Genomic DNA, 20,285 nt, shown 5'->3' with positions numbered 1-20,285 from the left:
ACCTCTTGTCCTCCAAAGTCATTGCGCAGCCCTCCTCCCCTGGGGTGTAGGTTCTGTTGCGAGAAGCCGCCGAAGGAGTCATAGGGTGCACATCGTCATCATGGGCTGCGGCCGGGTGGGCTCAATGCTTGCCACCGGCCTCGAGAAGCGTGGCCACAGCGTCGCCATCATCGACGTCAGCGTGGATGCGTTCCGCCGCCTGGGTCAGGACTTCAAGGGCCTGACCATCAAGGGCGTCGGGTTCGACCGCGAGGTCCTCGAAGCCGCGGGGATCCGCAAGGCCGACGCATTCGCGGCGGTGTCCTCCGGCGACAACTCAAACATCCTCGCCGCCCGCGTGGTTCGGGAGAACTACCACATCGACAACGTTGTGGCGCGCATCTACGACCAGGGTCGGGCAGCCGTCTACGAGCGTCTGGGCATTCCGACGGTGGCCACGGTGAAGTGGACCGTCACGCAGGTGCTGCGTCGGCTCCTGCCCGAGGGAAGCGAGCCCGTCTGGCGGGACCCCACAGGGACCGCCCGCCTGCTCCAGATCCACGTCCACAGTGGATGGGTGGGACGACGGATCAGCGAGTTGCAGTCAGCGGCCGGGTCTCCGATCCCCTTCGTGCAGCGCGTGGGTCGCGGGCTGGTGCCGGACCGCGACACCATCTTCCAGGACGGCGATCTGATCTACATCGCGTGTCACACGGACCGCACCGATGAGCTGGAGACGCTCTTCGCCTATCCCCCGGCCAAGCACTAGGAGAGTCATGCGCGTCGCCATCACCGGGGCCGGAAACGTGGGCCGGTCCATCGCCCGGGAACTCATCGCCAACGGGCATCAGGTCCTCCTCATCGAGCGCGATCCGGCGGCCATCAAGCCGGACTCGGTGCCGGGGGCGGACTGGTTCCAGGCCGATGCCTGCGAGTTGCAGTCCTTGGAGGAGGCCGAGCTTGAGAACTGCGACGTGGCCATCGCCGCCACAGGAGACGACAAGGTGAATCTCGTCCACTCGCTCCTGGCCAAGACCGAATTCGGGGTGCCACGCACGGTGGGGCGGGTCAACCATCCCGGCAACGAATGGCTGTTCGACGCGCAGTGGGGGGTGGACGTCTCCGTGTCGACCCCGCGCCTGATGTCGGCGTTGGTGGAGGAGGCTGTCTCCACGGGGGATCTGGTTCGGCTGTTGACCTTCAACAAGTCGACCACCCATTTGTCCGAAGTGACGCTCCCGCAGTCGTCGCATCTGGCCGGCCGCAGACTCAGAGACGTTGAGCTACCGGGCGACACAGTCCTGGTGGCCGTCATCCGGGACGGCGCTCCCCTGACCCCCGAGCGCGATCGCGCCTTCGAGGGCGGCGACGAGCTGCTGTTCCTGGTCACGCAGGAGTCCGAGGCGGATCTGGCGGCGATGTTCGCCACCGACGTCTACGACGACTGAGGCACGATCTCGAAGTCGGGGTTGTACATCACGCAAACCCCATCTGCCTGGGCCAGGCGGCCGTCGACCCGGATGTGTTTGCCCGGGAGCAGACACTCCAGCCTGCTGCGTCCCATCCAGACGAGCTTCACTGTGCCTGAGCCGTCGCTGACTTCGGCCTCGAGCCATCCGTGTTGCGCATCCGACGTGACGGCGGTGATGGTTCCCTGGAGAACGACGCGTGAGCGCATCTGGCACGAGGTCAGCGGTTGGGCTCCGCTGTCCTCGGCCTGCTCCAGCAGCTCACGGGCCTCCAATTCCTCGTGGGAGAGAAAGTAGCGCCGCAGTCGATCAGCCACCGAATGCTTGCCCACGGGATCAGCCCTTCGCCTCAGGCACCCGCATCGGCAGCAGACTGCCCGGCGCGGCCGGGGTGTTGCCGCGACGCACCACCAGGTTGCTGAAGAACTCGAACAGATGGAGCGCGATCTCCTCGTCGTCGGGTTCGAAGGTGGCCTTGCCGAGGAGGACCCCCCTCAGGACCCAGCCGGGTCCAGGCACCAGCCATGTCCGCGACAGATGCATCGCGGGATTCCCGTTCTGGTCCTTGACCGGAAGCGCGCGCCGCAGCTCGGTGCCGAACGGTCCCTTCACAGCCTGACAGCGGCCCCCCTGCTGACGGGTGGACTCGATCACCTCGTCGCGGATCTCGCCGGTCATCGACGACTTGGCCGGTCCGGCGAACACTGCCACCTCCAGCGCGGATCGACCATCCCCGACGAGCAACGACTGCACCTGATTGGTCTCGCGGTTGACCTGCAGCTGCAGCGTCATGTCCTGGAAGGGCGTAAGAATCAGGGGTCCCATGTCCAGGCGCCTGACCTCGTCCGCGTCGGCTTCCAGGTCCACCTCCGAGATGTCGAAAGGGCCTTCCGCACGGGTGAACTCGGCGTCCCAGCGCTCGGAGTCTCCTAGCGGGAGTTCGTCGTCCTCCTGCTCCGCTTCGACGTCGGTCATCTGCTCGATGTCGTCGTCGAGGTCTTCGCTGCGCTTCTTGCGTCCGAAAATCACTGCTGTCCCTTACTCGGTGGAGGTGGAGAATCCGCCCGTAGAACCATAGCCACCCGTGCCTCTGGGGGTGTCATCGAGGGTGTCGACGGCGGTGAACGAGGCGCCGACGAACGGGATCACCACAAGTTGGGCGATGCGGTCCCCCGCGCTGAGGCTGATGGGCTTCTCGGGGTCCAGGTTGATGAGGCAGACCTTGATCTCGCCGCGATACCCGGAGTCGACGACTCCTGGTGCATTGACGATGCTGAGGCCGTGCCGGGCGGCCAGACCCGACCTTGGTGTGACGAGGCCGACATACCCGGACGGCAGCGCGACACGAACTCCCGTGCCGACCAGTGACCGCTCCCCGGGACGGAGCACCACGTCTTCTGCGGCCCTCAGATCAGCCCCGGCGTCGCCTGGATGCGCGTAGGTCGGCAACTGCCCGGGGCTCACCATCGCTTCGACGATCACGGATTCCCCCTGACTGCTTCGAGGGCTGCCGCCAACTCCTCGGGGTGACGAGTGCTCACCAGCCAGTACGGATGCGGATCCGCCGGATCCGCCAGGTCCACGCGTACCAGATCGGTGATGAACGGGCGGGTGAACAGGAAGGCGCGATGATCAGCCTCGGGACCGTAGGCAGTGCGGGCCGACGAGCCACTCAACGGCACCACGCCGGCGATGTACTCGCGCGTCAGCCGGTGCCGTCCGGCAATGAGAGCGTCGTGGTCGACGGCGACGAGCGTACGGCTGTACGCCACCAGCGCGAGCAGGAGGCCGACGGCGGCCAGGACGGAGAAGGCTACGGCCGGCTGCAGCGGGACATAGGCCACAACCGCCACGGCGAGGCTGAGCCAGAAGAGAAGGGCGATCACCGCCCACCACCAAGGCACGTGCAGACGTTCGCGGTAGGTCACCTTTCCACAGTACCTCGAAGCACTTAAGGTGGCAGTGTTGGTCCGATCGAAAGGAACCCCATGGCCCTGACTGAGAAGCTCATGTGGAAGCTCTACGCCGGAGTCCTCGGCGCGCTCACTACCCTGGTCGCCCAGAAGCTGGTCACCAAGGTGTGGGAGGCGTCCACGGGCGAGCCGGTCCCGGACATCAACGATCCCGAGACCCCGATGGCGAGGGCGTTCATCTGGGCGGCGGCCAGCGGACTTGGAGTGGGCATGTCCCAGATCGTCATCAACCGCTTCATTCAACGGCGCTGGGTGACCACATTCGCCCACCAGGGCCCAAGCAAGCTGCGCAACAAACTGGACCTGTGACGCCCACCCCCTGAGGACAGGTGGAGCCGCTCAGACGCAGTCGACGCAGTAGCTCTGCCCTCCGCGGACCTCCGCGAGCTGGCTCTGGGACTTCACGAGAAAGCATGACGCACACGTGAACTCGTTGGCCTGGCGCGGGAGAACGCGAACTGTGAGCTCTTCGTGGGAGAGATCCGCACCTGGAAGCTCGAACGATTCGGCAGCCTCGACCTCGTCCTCGTCAACCTTGCCCGAGTTCTTGTCGTTGCGACGGGTCTTGAGCTCCTCGATGGAGTCCTCGCTCATTTCCTCATCGGTCTTGCGGGGTGCGTCGTAATCGGTTGCCATCCGTCAGAATTCCTTCCTGTGCCGCGAACGGGGCTATGTGTATCACATCGGGAGCCCTCGTGGTATCCCGGCCCGGCCCTCGCCTCGACACCATTGTGCGCGGCCACGCAAGCAGATGACGCCCGGGCGGGTGGGGCGCTGGTAAGTTGTGGGAAATAACCTGACCGGACGAGGAACAATAGTGAATGCTCTGACCCCCCGCGAAATCCAGCTGCGGATTCGCTCGGGCGCCTCAGTGGCTGAGGTCGCCGAGGATACGGGCATGGAGATCGAGCGCATCGAGGCCTTCGCGGGCCCTGTGCTGGCGGAGCGCGAGCATGTGGCCCAGTCTGCGCAGACGGCCACCGTCCGACGGCGTGGCGAGGCAGGGACGCACAGGCGGTTGGGGGATCTGATCGGGCAGCGGTTGAGGTCCAGGGGCATCGACGCCGATGCCATCGAGTGGGACGCCTGGAGGCAGCCGGATCTCAAGTGGCGACTGTTGGGCCGGCTCGCACTGGATGTGGAGTCCCGCTCGGCCGAGTTCATCTTCGACACCAAGGCCCGCATCTGCGTGGCCCACAATTCGGATGCACGCTGGATGATCGGCGAGGAGTCCGCGGACGCACTGACTGGCGAAGAGAACACCGTCGATTTCACTGACGAGATGGCGCTGGTCCGGGCCATCTCCGTCTCCGAGTCGGGGGCGCCTGGGGACGACGTGCCGGCCTCAGAACTGATGCACGACGGGAACGAGGACACGTCCCAGCTCGATCGCCTCTACGACATGCTCAGCGGCATCAGCGAAGATTCGGTGCGCATCTACACCGGCATCCTGGATGATGAGGCGCCCCGCGAGGCACGGCTCAGCGAGTCCGCGGAGGAGGAGCTCGAGGACGCAGCCCTGCCAGATTCCGACGACGCATCCGAGGCGTCCCCGCCCGTCGCCGAGGACGCGGAGCCTGCTCAGGAGCCGCTGGTGGACGCCGGAGAAGAGCCCCAGAAGCCCCGGCCACGCCGGCGGAGAGCCAAGATCCCCACCTGGGACGAGATCATGTTCGGCGGGCCCACACCCTCGTAGAAGTCCATTGTCAGGACACTAGAAGTCGTCGGGATCGAAGGGCAGTGGTTCCGCCGTCAGGGTCGCCTTGGCTCGGGTGGAGGTCATCCGACGACGATGGTGTGCCCGGCACAGCACCTCGTAGCGCACTTCGGCCCCGTCGCCGGTGTCGCCGACCACCACCTGGGATCCCTCCGTCACCATCAGCCCGCCCACCGTGCGCGCGTTGTGGGTGCCCCGAGACCCGCACCAGCACAGGGGCCCCAGGGGCAGCGTCTCCACCCTGTCGGCTAGTTCGATGAGGCGCTGAGCGCCTGGGAACAGCCTGGTCCTGAAGTCTGACAGGATCCCGAAGGCGTAGACGTCGAGCTGGAGTTCGTCGACGATCCGCGCCAGCTGATCGATGTGCTCGGGACTGTAGAACTGCGCCTCGTCGCAGACGAGGTAGTCCACGCGCTTGCCGGTGGTCAGCTCAGAGATGACGTAGCGCCAGAAATCGAAGCCGTCGTGCACCTCCAGGGCCGGAGCGCTGAGGCCCAGCCTGGAGGCGATCACTCCCTCCCCCGCGCGGTCCTGCGAGGTGAAAACCCGGCCTTGGCGACCGTGGGACGACCGCGTGTAGTCCAACTGCAACGCCAACGTGGACTTGCCGCTGTCCATGGGTCCGGTGTGGAACACGAGCTCAGCCACGCGTCGCCTTTCGCTCGATGAGGTCCGTGTAGGCCTCGACGTACCGCTCGGCCATCCTCGCCGGAGCCAGATCGGGCATCAGCTCAGCCGAGGCAGACGCCATGGATGCCCTCAAGGGGCCGTCCGCCAAGGTACGGAATCCCTGGGCCATGGAGGTCACGTCGGGACCGGTGAGGAGCGCGGTCCGCGGCGAAACCCCCACCGTCAGCCGATCGTCGCAGTACATCACCGGCAGTGACGCGGAGACGGCCTCTGCGATGACCAGCGCCTGCGAATCGAAGCGGTAGGAGCTGAGCACCAGGGCGTCCGCGTTGCGGAACTCGTAGGCCAGGGCGGATGTGGATGACAGGTGCCACCGGAAGTCGATCGAGTCGCATCCCCTCGCGAGCGCCTTCAGTCTGTCGCGCTGGTCGCCGTCACCGACGATCACGAGCTCGGCGCGGGGAAGCGCGGCACGCCGGAACGCCTTGATCATCACATCGAGCCGCTTCTCCTTCGCCAGCCTGCCCACCGAGAGGAACCGGACCGCGTCGTCGCCACGTTCGCGGGGGGCCTCGTCGATCGCCCGCTTCATCCGGCGGTTGTATCCCGTCGGCACCACGTAGCCAGGCAGGCGCCTTCCCGCGGCCTCATCGATCAGGTCGCGCATGAATGGCGACGGCACCGTGTAGGCGTCGGCCAGCTGCGCGATCGTGGCGAATGATCTCCAGTCGGTGCGGGCGGCCAGGCCACCCCTCTCACTGGTGGAGGCTGGCAGCCTCGTCGACGGGGCAGGACCACCGCCGCGCGCAATGCGGAGGCCGGGCAGAATCAGTGCCTGGTATCCGAGGGTGCCGAAGGTTGCCCCGTAGACGGTCTGGTGGGTGCCTGCGATGTTGGCGTGGAAGGTGTGCAGATGCGGGATGCCTTGAAGCTGTGCGATCCGGGCGCCGAGTCCGAGGGCCCCCCGCTCGGTCTGGGTGTGCACCACATCGAAGGTCGCCACCTCGCTGATGAGGCGCGCGCGTCTCTTCGACCAGTGGAGGATGCTGAGATGCGCGGGCAGTCCCTCCACGTACAGGGTGGGGCACTCGATGACGCGCCCGATCCGCGGCTTCTGCAGGTGCCGGTCCGGCGCGATCAGGGTGACCTCGTGACCCAGTGCCGTCAGCTCCTCCAACTGGGTCTCGACTGAACGTCCGATTCCCCCGGATGAGGGATAGAAGTCGTCGATGAGGATGGCTATGCGCAACCTCACCGGCCACCGCCGTGCATGAGAAGCGGGACCTCCATCTCGGCGGCGGTGAGCGACCCGTGCATGCCGACGAGGCTGAATTCCCCCGGACTCTGCCTGCTCATGACCGCGTAGTCCGACGTCATCGCAGCCACGACGTCACCGATCCTGGCCGCGCTCAACCCCGTCACCTGCGGTCCGAACCACCCCGCTTCGATGGCCTCCTCCCGCCGCAGCACATGTGCCCGCTCGCCCAGTACGCTCTCCCAGGCCCAGGCGAGTGCGCGCGGGTCCTCGCCATGGATGTGCCGGAACCGCGGCTCGCCGCCGAGGAACGAATAGCCCGCGAGCCTCGGCTCGTCCTCCGCCACCACACGGGACCCCGACGGCACGTTGACCATGCCGTGGTCACCCGTGATGAGCAGGCAGACATCTGCTGGGAGCGCCTCGACCAGGTGCGTCACCAGATCGTCGACCATCGCCAGGCGTTCCAGCCATTGCCAGGAGCCCACGCCGTGGCCGTGGCCGTCGTGATCCAGCATCCGCTCGTAGCCGTAGACCACCTCGGCAGTCTCGAGGGCCTCGAGCACGAGTCCGGAGAACTCCTCGGCGGCTCCCTCCACGGCGACAGGGAAGAGCCTGCTGCCGCCGAACGCGAGGCGGGTCAGAGCGCTTCCCGCAAAGCGTCCGAGGGTCACTGCCGCGGAGCCACGACCCGACGAAGCGAGGCGTTGGAAGAGCGTGGGGGTCTGGGCGAAGGTACCCAGATCCTCCGGCCCACCTTCCCAGGTGAGCGCGTTGATGACGCGCGAGACGCTGGGTTCGAAGAAGGTGTACCCCACGATGCCGTGCTCGCCAGTGGGCACCCCGCAACCCAGCGAGGTCAGCGACGTGGCCGTCGTGGAGGGCACCGAGCAGGTGAGCCTCGGCGCGTCACGCGCGAGGCGCGACATCGTCTCAGCGTGATCGCCGAACTCCAGCAGCTGATGCCAGCCAAGTCCGTCAACCAGCAGCAGCACGTACCTGCGCGCCCGCGGAAGCGCGATGATCGGCGTTGTCGCGTCCAACGTGGCCATAACGCTGGGCAGCAGGTTGGCCAGCGCCAGATCCTCGTAGCGGGGCTCCACGAAGTCTGAGCGCATCAGCCGACCACCGCCTGCAGACGAACGCCGAAGGCGACGAGCCGACGCGCGTTGTCTCCGTCGGCCTGGGGGCTCATCCGGACCGTGATGTCGTCGGGCTGGATCACGCCCGTGTACCCGTGGTCCGCCTCACAGGCTGGATCCTCGCAGGCCGCGGGGCCGAGGTCCACGCGCCTCGCAGCTCCCCACACGATCGTCAGCCACGCCTCGCTGAGCCCGGAGCGGTTCTCCGGATCCTGCAGTGCGCGCGTCACCACGACGGAATCGACCGCCCGCAACGCCACCACCTCGGCAGTGGCCACCGCCTCGGTCTGAGCGCCCTCACCCTCGTCGATGTGGCAGATCAGCAGCTGCCGCGCGGTGCGCACCAGCACAGTCATGTGGCGGTGGAGCTCGTGCCCGGCAAAGGTGGCCTCGTGCTGGACGAGGAAATCGAGCAGCTCCCGCTGGCCCAGCCCCAGCGCCACCGTCTCTGCCACCAGACTGGGGTAGAACCCACACTCTGCGATCTCGGCCAGGAGCTGCGGCGGCAGGGCATTGACGATCTCGACGGACTCAGGCACCCGCCCATTCTGGCACGTTGCACTAGGTTTGGGGTCATGGCTTCCCGCCCCTTCATCGCCGCCCGGATCGAGGATCGGATCAACTCTCTGGTCAATCGCGCCCTCAACAAGCGAGGGTGGGAGGAGTCGATCCTCGCCTTCACCGGCTACGGCACCTCGGAGCAGTTGCGCATCCTCGGTCGAGTGGTGCTGCGCCCGTCGGCTGACCTCGGGATCGTCCAGGCTGCCTCTGCGCTGATCTATCGCCGGGGTTGGCGCAACTTCCTGGGCTCAGCGAAAGTCGGGGCCAGGATCACCGTGGTGATCGGCGATGTCCGGATCCCGGTCCATGCCGACCGGGGCGGGTACATCGACGTGCGGGTCCGCAACCCCGGGCTGCCACCGGGTTGGCACTCGGTCACGCTCGAGGGCGCGGGCGGATCCTCGGCCCTGGCCAGCCTGCAGGTGATCGCCGACGACGTCGATTTCGGGATCGTGAGCGACATCGACGACACCATCTTGTCCACCTGGCTCCCTCGTCCGATGGTGGCCGCATGGAATTCGTTCGTCGTCACCGAACAGGCTCGTCAGGCAGTTCCGGGCATGGCCAGGCTCTACCAGCAGCTCCTCGCCGCCCATCCTGGCTCCCCCATCATCTTCGTCTCCACCGGCGCGTGGAACACCTACCCGATGATCCAACGGTTCACCGCCCGCCACGGGATCCCCCAAGGAGCGATGCTCCTCACGGACTGGGGGCCCACCAACACTGGCTGGTTCCGCAGCGGCCCGGATCACAAGCGCCGATGCCTGCGGGAGCTGGCCCGCGACCTTCCCCAGATCAGGTGGTTGCTGGTGGGAGACGACGGGCAGCACGATCCGGACCTCTACGCCGAGTTCGCCGCGCTGCAGCCGGAGCACGTACGGGCCCGCGCCATCCGTCAGCTCACGCCCGGCGAGCACACACTGGCCCATGGCCTCCCGATGAAGGTCCCCGCCACCGAGGAGCGCTGGGAGCCGGACATGGCGCCGGAGGTGCGCGCCCCGGACGGCGACGGATTGGGCGATAGGCTGCGCGGATTGCTGTAGCGGACCCAGGCGAGGAGGCGGCCCCATGGCCAAGCCGACGATCGACGACGAGACCTTCGAGGACGAGCACATCCTCGACGTCAACGTCACCGAGGAGATGGAGACCAGCTTCCTGGAGTACGCCTACTCGGTCATCTACTCCCGCGCTCTTCCAGATGCGCGGGACGGGCTGAAGCCTGTGCAGCGACGGATTCTCTTCGCCATGGACGACATGGGCATCCGCCCGGATCGCGGGCACGTCAAGTGCGCCCGCGTGGTGGGTCAGGTGATGGGCCTTCTGCACCCGCACGGAGACGGGGCGATCTACGACGCGTTGGTGCGGGTGGCCCAGCCGTGGTCCATGCGCCTGCCGTTGATCGACGGCCATGGCAACTTCGGCTCGCTGGACGCCGGCCCCGCCGCGATGCGCTACACCGAGTGCCGGATGGCCACCCCCGCCGTGGCCATGACCCGCGGACTCGACGAGGACACCGTCGACTTCAAGGCCAACTACGACGGCAAGGAGTCGGAGCCCGTCGTACTGCCGGCGGCCTTCCCGAACCTGCTCGTCAACGGCGCCACCGGGATCGCCGTCGGGATGGCCACCAACATCGCCCCCCACAACCTCATCGAGGTGGTGGCGGCGCTGCAGCAACTGATCCGCAACCCGGACATCGGGCTCGAGGACCTGATGCGCCACATTCCCGGACCGGACTTCCCCACCGGTGGAAAGATCGTGGGGCTCGACGGGATCCGTGATGCCTACGCCACCGGCCGCGGCACGCTGAAACACCGGGCGACCACACGCATCGAGAAGGTCTCGGCCCGACGGATGGGAATCATCGCCACCGAGCTGCCCTACATGGTGGGCCCCGAGAAGATCATTGAGCAGATCAAGAAGGCAGTCGACGACAAGAGATTGACCGGCATCGCCGACGTCAAGGACCTCACAGATCTGGCCAACGGCACCCGCCTGGTGATCGAGGTGAAGAACGGGATCAACCCCGAGGCGCTGCTGGAGCAACTGTTCAAGGTGACCAAGCTGGAAGACACCTTCGCCATCAACGCGGTGGCGCTGGTCGAGGGACAGCCCCGCACACTGAGCCTGAAGGAGATGCTCGAGGTCTTCCTGGCGCACAGACTGGAGGTGACGCTTCGGCGCACCCAGTTCCAGCTCAGGAAGGCCGAGGACCGCCTCCATCTGGTGCGGGGGCTGATGGTCGCCATCGCCGATATCGACGACGTCATCGCCATCATCCGCTCGTCCGCCGACGCGGCCGAGGCACGCGGCAGGCTCACGGTGGCCTTCGACCTGACCGAGACGCAGGCCAACTACATCCTGGACATGCAGTTGCGCAGGCTGACGCGTTTCTCCACGATCGAGCTTGAGAAGGAGGCTGCCGAGCTGTCCGACCTCATCGCCGGACTCCGCGACATCGTCGACGACGACACAGTGCTGCGTCGCGTCGTCAGCAGCGAGCTGGCAGACGTGGCCAAGCAGTTCGGGACCCCTCGCCGGACCGTGCTGCTCGCCTCCTCTGGTGGCGCCCCGACGGCGGCCGCCCCTCTGGAGGTGGCAGACGACCCGTGCTGGGTGCTGCTCAGCGGATCCGGCCTGGTGGCGCGAACGGACGCACAACACGACCTCTCCCCCGATGGGCGGGCCCCGCACGACGTCATCGTCTCCCGCGTGAAGACCACGGCCCACGGCGAGTTCGCGGTGGTGACCAACAGAGGTCGGTTGATCCGCTGCCGTTCGATCGAGCTGCCGACCGTGCCCCTGACCGCGTCGGCCCCGAGCCTCCAGGGCGGTAGCCCAGCGCACGAGCTCTGGCCGTTGGCGGCCGGCGAGCGCCCACTTGGTCTGACCACGCTCGGAGGGGAAACCGCTGGCCTGGCCGTGGGCACCGCCCGTGGCGTCGTCAAGCGCGTCACGACGGAGGTCCTGACCAGGGACGCCTGGGACGTCATCGCGCTCAAGGACGGCGATGAACTGATCGGCGCCGTCGAACTGGCCGACGAGCAGGCCCACCTCGCCTTCATCACCTCCGACGCGCAACTGCTCCACTTCCCCGCCTCGTCTGTGCGCCCCCAGGGCCGCTCCGGCGCCGGGATGGCAGGCATCAAGCTGGCGCCGGAGGCCCGCGTCATCTGGTTCGGTGCGACAGACCCGGCCGCGGACGAGGCGGTGACCATCTCGGGATCGTCCTCCTCGCTGCCCGGCACCGAGTCGGGTATGGCGAAGGTCTCCCCGATGAGCGAGTTCCCGGCCAAGGGGAGGGCCACCGCGGGCGTGCGTGCTCACCGCTTCCTCAGGGGCGAAGACACTCTTCTCATCGCCGCCATCGGCGCAGCACCGGTGGTCGCGGCCGCTGCGAGCGGCTCTCCCGTAGAGCTGCCGACCGCTCACGGTCGCCGCGACGGCTCTGGCGCACCACTGTCCCAGCCGGTGGCTTCACTCGCAGGACGCGGCTCTGCGAGGGGGTAGGACCGGTAGCATCACGGACGGAAGGGAGGCCCATCATGAGCTTCGAGGATCTGCTCACCAGCAACCTGGCCTATGCCGACGGGTTCACCGACGGCGGTTTCGACGGCATCGCCAAGGCCGGCGTCGCCATGGTGACCTGCATGGATTCCCGGATCGAGCCGCTCGCCATGCTTGGACTCCGGCTGGGCGATGCGAAGATCCTGCGCTCGCCCGGAGGCCGCGTCTCCTCCTCGGTCCTCACCGGCTGTGTCCTGAGCGTTCAGCTGCTGCATGTGGACCGGATCATGATCGTGCCGCACACTCGCTGCGCGATGGCCTCGGGCACGGACGATGACATTCGCAGGGTGATCGCCGCCAAGACCGGGATCGACACCTCCTGGATCTCGTTCGGCGCCAGCCCCGACCAGCAGGCACGGCTGCGGGCCGACGTCGACATGGTGAACAACCATCCGCTGATCAAGGGTCAGGCAGAGGTCGGCGGCTTCATGTACGACGTGGACACGGGTCTGCTCACGCAGGTGATCTGAGTCACCGTGAGCCGGGCAGCAACACCCGGTGTGCTCCTCGGATGTGTGCCTCACAGAGGTTGGCCGCGTTGGCGCCGTCGCGGGCGCTGAGCGCGCGGTGGATGCCCGCATGCTCCGCCAGTAGCCGCAGCCGCAGCGCCTCCCAGTTCGGGATCCGCTCCTCGGCCCCGAGGATGGGCCGTGCAACGGCTTCACGGATCGCGATGGTCATGTCGCGGATCAGCCGGTTGGCGCCCAGGCCGGCGATCGCGACGTGAAATGCCGTGTCGAGCTCGTTGAACCGCGCGGTGTCCGAGACCGCGACCATGGACTCGGCCAGCCTGCCCAGGTCCGCCAGCGACGCGTCGTCCGCGTGGACCGCAGCCGCCTCCGCAGCAGCTCGCTCCAGCACCACGCGCGTCTCGGTGAGTTCGTCGAAGGAGATCGCGTCCAAGGCGACGTGCAGCTTGAGCATCCGCCCCAGCGCCGGACCTTGACTCGCGGCCACGCGGGTTCCCCGCCCTGGACCGGTGTGGGAGGTGATCACCCCCTGCGCCTGCAGGACCTTGATCGCCTCCCTCACCGCGCTGCGGCTGGTCCCCAGCTGCGTGGCCAGCTCCCGCTCGTTCGGGAGCCTCGCGTCCTTGCTGACCCTCCCTGCCAGGATCTCACTTGTCAGGAAGTCCAGGGCTGTGTCGAATCCGCCGGCGGTCATTGACCCATTGTGGCGCACAGGGAAAGTCTTGACATGGGTGCCATCGCCACCGTATGGTCAGACCAGAATATTTTGGTCTGACCATATGAACGACGGAGTTCAGCAAATGCTCTTGGAAACCTTCCAACCAGTCACCAATCCCCTTGGTGCCCAGTGGCTGTCAGCCCTCGTGGCGGTGATTCCGGTCGTCGCCATGTTGATCACGCTCGGGCTCCTCCGCTGGAAGGCACACCACGCCGGCCCCTTCTCCTGGGCCCTGGCCCTCGTGGTGGCGGTCACCGCGTTCGGCATGCCGGTCACAACCGCCCTGGCCACCAGCGCGCACGGCTTCGTCTACGGCATCTTCCCCATCGTGTGGATCCTGCTGACCGCCATCTGGATGTACGAGGTGACGGTGGCCTCGGGCCGCTTCGAGGACCTTCGCCGCACGTTCTTCCTCATCAGCGACGATCCCCGCGTGCTGGCCCTGCTCATCGCCTTCAGCTTCGGCGGGTTGCTCGAGGCCCTCGCCGGATTCGGGGCGCCAGTGGCGATCACCGCCGCCATGCTCGTGGCCATCGGGTTCTCCCCCCTGCGCTCGGCGATGATCGCGCTGCTCGCCAACACCGTCCCTGTGGCCTTCGGTGCGGTCGGCCTCCCCGTTCTGATGGCCGCCAAGACTGGCGGCTTCGACGATGTCCTCGCCATCTCTCCCATCACCGGTCGCATCACGGCGATGCTGTGCCTCGTCGTGCCGTTCCTTCTGCTCCATGTCATGGACGGCAGGCGCGGCCTCAAGGAGGTGTGGCCGTTCGGCCTCGTGGTGGGACTCAGCTTCGGGGTGACCAAGTGGATCGCCTCCGCCAGCCCCCTCTGGAACCTCACCGAGGTGTTCGCCGCCGTCGCCAGCGTGGGTGTGGCCATCGTCTTCCTCAAGGTGTGGCACCCCACCGGCGGAGAAGCCGCCACCGAGCGGATCGGAATCCCTCTCGACACCACCGTCGAAGGCCACGAACGGCACACGATGACCTCCGATGTAGGCGCCGCAGCACTGACCGGCCGCCGGATCGTGATGTCCCTGGTGCCCTACATCCTCGTGATCATCGTCTTCGGCCTCGCCGCCCTCCCGCCGGTCAAGGCGGCCCTCGTCAGCACCGACATCAAGATCAGCTGGCCGGGACTCTCAGAGATGCTCAACGTGGCCGGGGACCCAGCCACTCACCAGACCTACACCCTCGCCTGGGCCTCCACCCCCGGCATCCTGCTGGCCCTCGTGGCCGTTGTCACCGGCCTGATCTATGGCATGTCGCTCGGTCACATCTTCCGGGTGCTGTGGGCCAATGTGAAGAAGCTGAGGTTCGCCATGCTGACCATCGGCTCCGTCGTGGCACTCGCCTACGTGATGGGCGACTCCGGACAGACCCTCGCCCTGGGCCTGTTCTTCGCCGGCGCCGGGATGGTCTACCCGTTCGTGGCTCCGGTGCTCGGCTGGATCGGCGTCTACGTCACCGGCTCCGACACCTCGGCCAACATCCTCTTCTCCGGCCTGCAATCCAGTGTCGGCGCCGAGATCGGCCCCGGCAGCCATCTCGGAACCGAGGACATGCGGGCACTCCTGGTCGGTTCCAGCGCCGCCGGCGGCGTGGTGGGCAAGATGATCTCACCGCAGTCCCTCACAGTCGCCGCCACTGCCATCGGCATCGCCGGAGCCGAATCCGTCATCCTGCGGCGCATCATCAAGTGGAGCATCATCCTCCTCGCCCTCCTGTGCCTGATCTCAGGCCTGATGTCCACGCCAGTGCTCAGCTGGCTGCTCCCCTGATCGAAAGGCCAACGATGACCACCGCACCCCACGTCGCGCTCTTCGCGACCTGCATCACAGACACGATGAAGCCCTCCATCCCGATCGCCACCGTCAAGCTCCTGGAACGCCTCGGCTGCCGCGTCTCCTACCCCGAGAAGCAGACCTGCTGCGGACAGATCATGACCAACACGGGCTACTGGAAGGAGGCGCTGCCCACCGTCCGCAACTACGCGGCCAGCTTCGGCGCCTACGACTACATCGTCGCCCCCTCCGGATCCTGCGTCGGCTCAGTGCGGGAACAGCACGCGATGCTCGCCCGCCACGCAGGTGACTCCGGGCTGGAGGCCGAGGCCTCGGCCGTGGCCGCCCGCACCTACGAGCTCACCGAGTTCATCGTCGACGTCCTCGGCGTCACCGATGTCGGCGCCTACTTCCCCCACCGCGTCACCTACCACCCCACCTGCCACTCGATACGCATCGCGAAGGTCGGGGACCGGCCGCTGCGCCTCCTTCAGGAGGTCCGCGGGATCGATCTGGTGGATCTGCCCAACGCCGACCAGTGCTGCGGCTTCGGCGGCACCTTCTCGGTGAAGAACCCCGCGGTCTCAGTGGCCATGGCCTCCGACAAGGCCCGTCACGTCCGCTCGACGGACGCTGAATACCTGGTGGCCGGCGATCATGCCTGCCTCATGAACATCGGCGGCGTGCTGCACCGTCAACGCGCCGGCATCAAGACCATCCACCTGGCCGAGATCCTGGCCACCACCGAGGAGGCACAGCGATGAACACGCGGCGCACACCGGAGCCCGGCTCCTGGTTGGGCATCCCCCCGTTCCCGGAGGCGTCAAAGGGGGCCCTGGAGAACGCCGAGCAGCGCAAGAACCTGCGCCACGCCACGGGGACCATCCGCGGCAAGCGCGTCGTGCGCGCCGCCGAGGTCGAGAACTGGGAAGAGCTGCGCACCGCCGGCGCCCAGATCAAGGACCGCGTCGCGCGTCACCTCGAGCAGTACCTCCTCGAGGCGGAGGCATCCATGACGGCCGCGGGCATCACCGTGCACTGGGCCCGCGACGGAGCTGACGCCAACCGCATCGTCTCCGACATCGCCAAGGCCAAGGGCGTCGACGAGGTGGTCAAGATCAAGTCCATGGTCACCCAGGAGATCGACCTCAACGAGCACCTCGAGGCGGAGGGCATCGCGGCGTGGGAGACAGACCTTGCCGAGCTCATCGTGCAGCTCGGACACGACCTGCCCAGCCACATCCTGGTGCCGGCCATCCACCGCAACAGGTCCGAGGTGCGCGAGATCTTCACCGAGGAGATGGGGCGCTACGGCGTCGCTGCGCCCGAGGGAATCTCCGATGACCCCACCGAGCTGACCAACGCGGCCAGGGCCCACCTGCGGGAGAAGTTCCTCCGGGCGAAGATGGGCGTCTCGGGCGGCAACTTCATCGTAGCCGAGACCGGCACTCTGGTGATCGTCGAGTCCGAAGGCAACGGCCGCATGTGCCTCACTCTTCCCGAGACCTTCGTCTCCATCGTCGGCATCGAGAAGGTCCTCCCCACCCTGGCGGACCTCGAGGTCTTCCTCAAGCTCCTCCCCCGGTCCTCCACCGGCGAGCGGATGAACCCCTACACCTCGTTCTGGACGGGTGTCACCCCCGGTGACGGCCCCCAGGATCTCCACGTGATTCTGTTGGACAACGGGCGCACCAACGCACTCGCCGACCCTGTGGGGCGGGCAGCGCTGCGCTGCATCCGCTGCTCGGCCTGCCTCAACATCTGTCCCGTGTATGAACGGGTCGGCGGCCACGCCTACGGCTCCCCCTACCCGGGGCCGATCGGCGCGATCCTCGGGCCGCAGCTGCGCGGGATGGAGGCGCCCAACGACAGGGCCCTGCCGTTCGCGTCCACGCTGTGCGGCGCCTGCAACGACGTGTGCCCCGTCCGGATCCCGTTCACCGACATCCTCGTGCACCTGCGTCACAAGGCGGTCGAGTACAAGACCGCCAAGCATCCCACCGGCGAGCAGGCCATCATGAAGGGCGCCGGATGGGTGATGGCCGACGGCTCGCACCTCGAGACCGTCCAGGTGGGGAGTCGGCTCGCGGGGCGGATGTTCAAGGGCAAGTGGCTGGGCCCGATGCCCATCCCGATCGCATCCCGATGGCTCAACGCGCGGGACACCGAAGCTCCACCCACCCAGACCTTCCGCCAGTGGTGGAAGAAGAACCACGAAGGGGGCGCGAAGTGAACGCGCGAGATGAAGTGCTTCGCCGCGTGCGGGAGGCCACGAAGGACGTCACCGAGACCCGCCCGGAGGTCGACGTGCCCGTCGACTGGACCTACGGGCGTCCCCTGGCCACCGCCGATGTCCTGGCGGACTTCGTCGAGAAGGTCGAGGACTACAAGGCGACAGTGACCCGGTGCAGCCGGCAGGAGGTGGGCCAGGCCCTGGTCTCCGCCCTCCAGAACCTGGGGGCCACCAGCGTCGTGGTGCCGGGCGGGTTCCCGGCGGAGTGGACCGACGCGCTGAGCGCGGCCGGCATGGTCCTGCACTCCGACGAGCCGACGCTCACCCACGCTCAGCTCAACGTGATCGACGCCATGGTGTCGACCTGCGCCGTCGCCATGGCCGACTCCGGCACCATCGCGCTGGACCATTCGGAGGGGCAGGGACGCCGAGCCCTCTCGCTGCTTCCGGATCGACACATCTGCGTCGTGCGCTCGGATCAGGTGGTCAGCGACGTGCCCGAAGGGATCGCGCGGCTGGCACCCGCCCTGAGGGGGCATCGACCGGTGACCTGGTTGAGCGGGGGGTCCGCCACGAGCGACATCGAGCTCAGCCGGGTCGAAGGCGTCCACGGACCCCGCCACCTGTCGGTGGTCCTGGTCGACTGACCCACCCCTGTCCGGCGGAGGCCGGCCGCGTCACGCATCGATGCGGTCGGCCTCCAGCGCGTAGGCGCCCTCGATGATGAACTCCTTGCGCGGGGCGACGTCATTGCCCATCAGCATCTCGAAGACCCGCTCAGCGTCTGCCGCGTCGTCGACGGTGAGCCGGCGGAGGGTGCGGTGCTTCGGGCTCATCGTGGTGTCGGCCAACTGGTCCGCGTCCATCTCACCCAGCCCTTTGTAGCGCTGGGGCTCCTTGAAGTTCTGGCCGCGCTTGGTCAGTTCGGCAGCCTTCCTCTGGTACTCCGCGTCCGAGTAGGTGTAGATGTACTTGTCGTAGCCCTTCTTCGGGTTGATCAGCTCGAACCGGTGCAGCGGCGGCACGGCCGAGAACACGCGGCCGGCCTCGACGAGCGGACGCATGTAGCGGAAGAACAGGGTCGCCAGGAGGCAACGGATGTGGGCGCCGTCGGAGTCCGCATCCGCCATGAAGATCACCTTGCCGTAGCGGGCGGCCTCCACGTCGAACGTGCGTCCCGACCCGGCGCCCACCACCTGGATGATCGAGGCGCACTCGAGATTCTTCAGCATGTCGCCCACCGACGCCTTTTGGACGTTGAGGATCTTCCCCCTGATGGGCAGCAGTGCCTGGAACTCGGAGTTGCGCGCCACGTTCGCGGTACCCAGGGCCGAATCGCCCTCGACGATGAACAGCTCGGTGGCGTACACGTCGTTGGAGCGGCAGTCCTTCAGCTTGGGTGGGAGAGTGGAGGACTCGAGCGCGTTCTTGCGCCGCTGGTTGTCCTTGTGCGCCCTGGCCTGCACACGGGTGCGGGAGGCGCTCACCACCTTCTCCATGAGCGTGCGGGCCACGGGACGGATCGCAGCCTTGGAGCTGGTGAGGAACTCCCCCATCTCGCGCTCGATGATGCCGGCCACCAGCTTCTGAACCGGCGGCGTGCCGAGGACCTCCTTGGTCTGTCCCTCGAACTGGGGCTCCGCCAGCCGAACGGTCACCACGGCGGTGAGCCCCTCCATGCAGTCGTCCTTGAGCACCTCCTCGCCCGCCTTGAGCAGGCGTGTGCCTTCCAGGGACTTGACGAACGCCCGGGTCAGTCCGCGCTCGAAGCCCGAGACATGCGTCCCGCCCTTGGGTGTGGCGATGATGTTGACGAAGGACTTCACCGCCGCGTCGTAGCCGGTGCCCCAGCGCACCGCGACATCGACCTCCAGCTCGCGCTCGACGTCAGTCGGGGTCATCGCGCCCGTCTCGTCGAGCATCGGAACCGTCTCGACGAAGGAGTCCGTTCCCTGCAGGCGGATGACGTCCGTCAGCGGCGCGTCCGAGGCGAGGAAGTCCGCGAACTCCGTGATGCCGCCCAGGTGGACGAACGACTCCGTGACCGACTCCCCGGTCCGCGCGTCGTCGACCTGGATCCGCAGGCCCGGCACGAGGAAGGAGGTCTGGCGCGCGCGGTCGTGCAGGTGGCTGAGGGACAGCTCGGCGTCCGCGAGGAAGATCTGACGGTCCGGCCAGTAGCGGACCCGCGTGCCGGTGGTGGCCTTCGCCACGCGGCCCGTCTTCCGGAGGCCGCCCTGGGGCGTGAACGGCGCGGAGGGGCCATCGCCGGCGAAGACGCCGGGTACCCCCCGACGGAAGCTCATCGCCCAGGTGGCACCGTTCCGGTCCACCTCCACGTCCAACCGCGAGCTGAGGGCGTTGACCACCGAAGCTCCGACGCCGTGCAGGCCACCGGTGGCGTTGTAGGAGGAGTTGCCGAACTTGCCTCCTGCATGCAGCTTGGTGAACACGACCTCGACGCCGGAGAGCCCGGTGCGGGGCTCGGTGTCCACGGGGATGCCGCGGGCATGGTCGACCACCCCAACCGACCCGTCGGCGCCGAGTGTGACCTCAATCTCGCCGCCGTAGCCGGAGAGTGCCTCGTCAACGGAGTTGTCGATGATCTCCCAGAGGCAGTGCATGAGGCCGCGGGTGTCCGTGGATCCGATGTACATGGCCGGCCGCTTCCGGACCGCCTCCAAGCCTTCAAGAACCAGCAGATTCTTGGCTTCGTAGTCTCTGGAGTGTGGTTGGTTGCTCTTCGGGCTCTGCACCGGCCCAGATTACCCACGTCAGACAGGGAACATTG

Annotated in this window: 22 protein-coding genes; 11 read left to right on the top strand and 11 right to left on the bottom strand. The window is 67.3% G+C overall.

Translation table 11 applies throughout. From position 1 onward, the window contains the following. Positions 1–100 precede the first annotated feature (100 nt). Together ACX1D1_RS09205 and ACX1D1_RS09200 are read left to right on the top strand one after the other, a co-directional pair. Positions 101–748 (top strand): potassium channel family protein, encoded by a 648-nt coding sequence (locus ACX1D1_RS09205; RefSeq protein WP_459056572.1) that lies wholly within the window; start codon positions 101–103, stop codon positions 746–748. A gap of 7 nt (positions 749–755) precedes the next feature. Then, positions 756–1,427, top strand: a complete 672-nt coding sequence (locus ACX1D1_RS09200; protein WP_182782842.1) for a potassium channel family protein — start codon at positions 756–758, stop codon at positions 1,425–1,427. Here the strand turns inward: ACX1D1_RS09200 and ACX1D1_RS09195 are convergent. Genes ACX1D1_RS09195 through ACX1D1_RS09180 form a run of 4 tightly spaced genes read right to left on the bottom strand, consistent with a single transcriptional unit; the run spans position 1,415 to position 3,376 of the window. After that, positions 1,415–1,780, bottom strand: coding sequence for an OB-fold nucleic acid binding domain-containing protein (locus ACX1D1_RS09195; protein WP_459054353.1), 366 nt, complete (start codon positions 1,778–1,780; stop codon positions 1,415–1,417). The genes ACX1D1_RS09200 and ACX1D1_RS09195 overlap by 13 nt on opposite strands. Positions 1,781–1,784: 4 nt before the next feature. Further along, the gene (locus ACX1D1_RS09190) at positions 1,785–2,477 is read right to left on the bottom strand and encodes a DUF3710 domain-containing protein (RefSeq protein ID WP_370585734.1); all 693 of its coding nucleotides are present in this window, start codon (positions 2,475–2,477) and stop codon (positions 1,785–1,787) included. A gap of 9 nt (positions 2,478–2,486) precedes the next feature. Continuing rightward, complete coding sequence (dut, locus tag ACX1D1_RS09185) at positions 2,487–2,915, bottom strand: dUTP diphosphatase (protein WP_182783101.1); 429 nt, start codon at positions 2,913–2,915, stop codon at positions 2,487–2,489. An 11-nt stretch (positions 2,916–2,926) separates the two neighbouring features. Beyond that, the gene (locus tag ACX1D1_RS09180) at positions 2,927–3,376 is read right to left on the bottom strand and encodes a DUF3093 domain-containing protein (RefSeq protein WP_459054352.1); all 450 of its coding nucleotides are present in this window, start codon (positions 3,374–3,376) and stop codon (positions 2,927–2,929) included. Positions 3,377–3,436: 60 nt separating this feature from the next. Between ACX1D1_RS09180 and ACX1D1_RS09175 the strand changes: the two genes are divergently transcribed. Further along, a complete protein-coding gene (locus ACX1D1_RS09175) occupies positions 3,437–3,730 on the top strand; it encodes a DUF4235 domain-containing protein (RefSeq protein ID WP_182782845.1) in 294 nt (97 codons plus the stop codon). A gap of 30 nt (positions 3,731–3,760) precedes the next feature. Here the strand turns inward: ACX1D1_RS09175 and ACX1D1_RS09170 are convergent, their stop codons facing one another. After that, a complete protein-coding gene (locus ACX1D1_RS09170; RefSeq protein WP_182782846.1) occupies positions 3,761–4,057 on the bottom strand; it encodes a DUF4193 domain-containing protein in 297 nt (98 codons plus the stop codon). A gap of 148 nt (positions 4,058–4,205) precedes the next feature. Here ACX1D1_RS09170 and sepH point away from each other — a divergent pair, with 148 nt between their 5' ends. Next, entirely contained in the window at positions 4,206–5,117 is a 912-nt protein-coding gene (sepH, locus tag ACX1D1_RS09165; RefSeq protein WP_370586094.1) for a septation protein SepH, read from the top strand. An 18-nt stretch (positions 5,118–5,135) separates the two neighbouring features. Here the strand turns inward: sepH and ACX1D1_RS09160 are convergent, their stop codons facing one another. From ACX1D1_RS09160 to ACX1D1_RS09145, 4 genes are read right to left on the bottom strand one after another with little or no spacing between them, the layout of a single operon-like run. Further along, a complete protein-coding gene (locus ACX1D1_RS09160; RefSeq protein WP_182782848.1) occupies positions 5,136–5,786 on the bottom strand; it encodes a thymidine kinase in 651 nt (216 codons plus the stop codon). Then, positions 5,779–7,023 carry a glycosyltransferase gene (locus ACX1D1_RS09155; protein ID WP_459054351.1) on the bottom strand — a complete coding sequence of 415 codons (1,245 nt, stop codon included), beginning with the start codon at positions 7,021–7,023 and terminating at the stop codon, positions 5,779–5,781. Before ACX1D1_RS09155 ends, ACX1D1_RS09160 begins: the two co-directional genes overlap by 8 nt. Continuing rightward, positions 7,020–8,141 (bottom strand): alkaline phosphatase family protein, encoded by a 1,122-nt coding sequence (locus ACX1D1_RS09150; protein ID WP_459054350.1) that lies wholly within the window; start codon positions 8,139–8,141, stop codon positions 7,020–7,022. Before ACX1D1_RS09150 ends, ACX1D1_RS09155 begins: the two co-directional genes overlap by 4 nt. Then, positions 8,141–8,704 (bottom strand): DUF5998 family protein, encoded by a 564-nt coding sequence (locus ACX1D1_RS09145; RefSeq protein WP_370586093.1) that lies wholly within the window; start codon positions 8,702–8,704, stop codon positions 8,141–8,143. Before ACX1D1_RS09145 ends, ACX1D1_RS09150 begins: the two co-directional genes overlap by 1 nt. A gap of 36 nt (positions 8,705–8,740) precedes the next feature. Here ACX1D1_RS09145 and ACX1D1_RS09140 point away from each other — a divergent pair, with 36 nt between their 5' ends. Genes ACX1D1_RS09140 through ACX1D1_RS09130 form a run of 3 tightly spaced genes read left to right on the top strand, consistent with a single transcriptional unit; the run spans position 8,741 to position 12,763 of the window. Further along, positions 8,741–9,769, top strand: a complete 1,029-nt coding sequence (locus ACX1D1_RS09140; RefSeq protein ID WP_459054349.1) for an App1 family protein phosphatidate phosphatase — start codon at positions 8,741–8,743, stop codon at positions 9,767–9,769. A 25-nt stretch (positions 9,770–9,794) separates the two neighbouring features. Beyond that, complete coding sequence (locus ACX1D1_RS09135) at positions 9,795–12,236, top strand: DNA gyrase/topoisomerase IV subunit A (protein ID WP_459054348.1); 2,442 nt, start codon at positions 9,795–9,797, stop codon at positions 12,234–12,236. A gap of 35 nt (positions 12,237–12,271) precedes the next feature. Continuing rightward, entirely contained in the window at positions 12,272–12,763 is a 492-nt protein-coding gene (locus ACX1D1_RS09130) for a beta-class carbonic anhydrase (protein WP_182799738.1), read from the top strand. 1 nt (position 12,764) lies between these two features. Here ACX1D1_RS09130 and ACX1D1_RS09125 read toward each other — a convergent pair whose 3' ends face one another. Further along, positions 12,765–13,457: a FadR/GntR family transcriptional regulator gene (locus ACX1D1_RS09125; protein ID WP_459054347.1), complete on the bottom strand. Its 693-nt coding sequence runs from the start codon at positions 13,455–13,457 to the stop codon at positions 12,765–12,767. A gap of 106 nt (positions 13,458–13,563) precedes the next feature. Here ACX1D1_RS09125 and ACX1D1_RS09120 point away from each other — a divergent pair, with 106 nt between their 5' ends. Genes ACX1D1_RS09120 through ACX1D1_RS09105 form a run of 4 tightly spaced genes read left to right on the top strand, consistent with a single transcriptional unit; the run spans position 13,564 to position 18,141 of the window. Further along, on the top strand, positions 13,564–15,258 hold the full coding sequence (locus ACX1D1_RS09120; RefSeq protein WP_459054346.1) for an L-lactate permease: 1,695 nt from the start codon (positions 13,564–13,566) through the stop codon (positions 15,256–15,258). A 14-nt stretch (positions 15,259–15,272) separates the two neighbouring features. Then, positions 15,273–16,025 carry a (Fe-S)-binding protein gene (locus ACX1D1_RS09115; RefSeq protein ID WP_182799735.1) on the top strand — a complete coding sequence of 251 codons (753 nt, stop codon included), beginning with the start codon at positions 15,273–15,275 and terminating at the stop codon, positions 16,023–16,025. Further along, complete coding sequence (locus ACX1D1_RS09110; RefSeq protein ID WP_459054345.1) at positions 16,022–17,494, top strand: lactate utilization protein B; 1,473 nt, start codon at positions 16,022–16,024, stop codon at positions 17,492–17,494. The genes ACX1D1_RS09115 and ACX1D1_RS09110 overlap by 4 nt, the downstream gene beginning before the upstream one ends. Continuing rightward, positions 17,491–18,141 carry a LutC/YkgG family protein gene (locus tag ACX1D1_RS09105; RefSeq protein ID WP_459054344.1) on the top strand — a complete coding sequence of 217 codons (651 nt, stop codon included), beginning with the start codon at positions 17,491–17,493 and terminating at the stop codon, positions 18,139–18,141. The genes ACX1D1_RS09110 and ACX1D1_RS09105 overlap by 4 nt, the downstream gene beginning before the upstream one ends. A 30-nt stretch (positions 18,142–18,171) precedes the next feature. Here the strand turns inward: ACX1D1_RS09105 and ACX1D1_RS09100 are convergent, their stop codons facing one another. Next, a complete protein-coding gene (locus ACX1D1_RS09100) occupies positions 18,172–20,250 on the bottom strand; it encodes a DNA gyrase/topoisomerase IV subunit B (protein WP_459054343.1) in 2,079 nt (692 codons plus the stop codon). Positions 20,251–20,285 lie beyond the last annotated feature (35 nt).

The sequence above is a fragment of the Tessaracoccus luoxuelianae genome (assembly GCF_054483915.1).
This window is presented reverse-complemented; position numbering and strand designations above follow the sequence as displayed.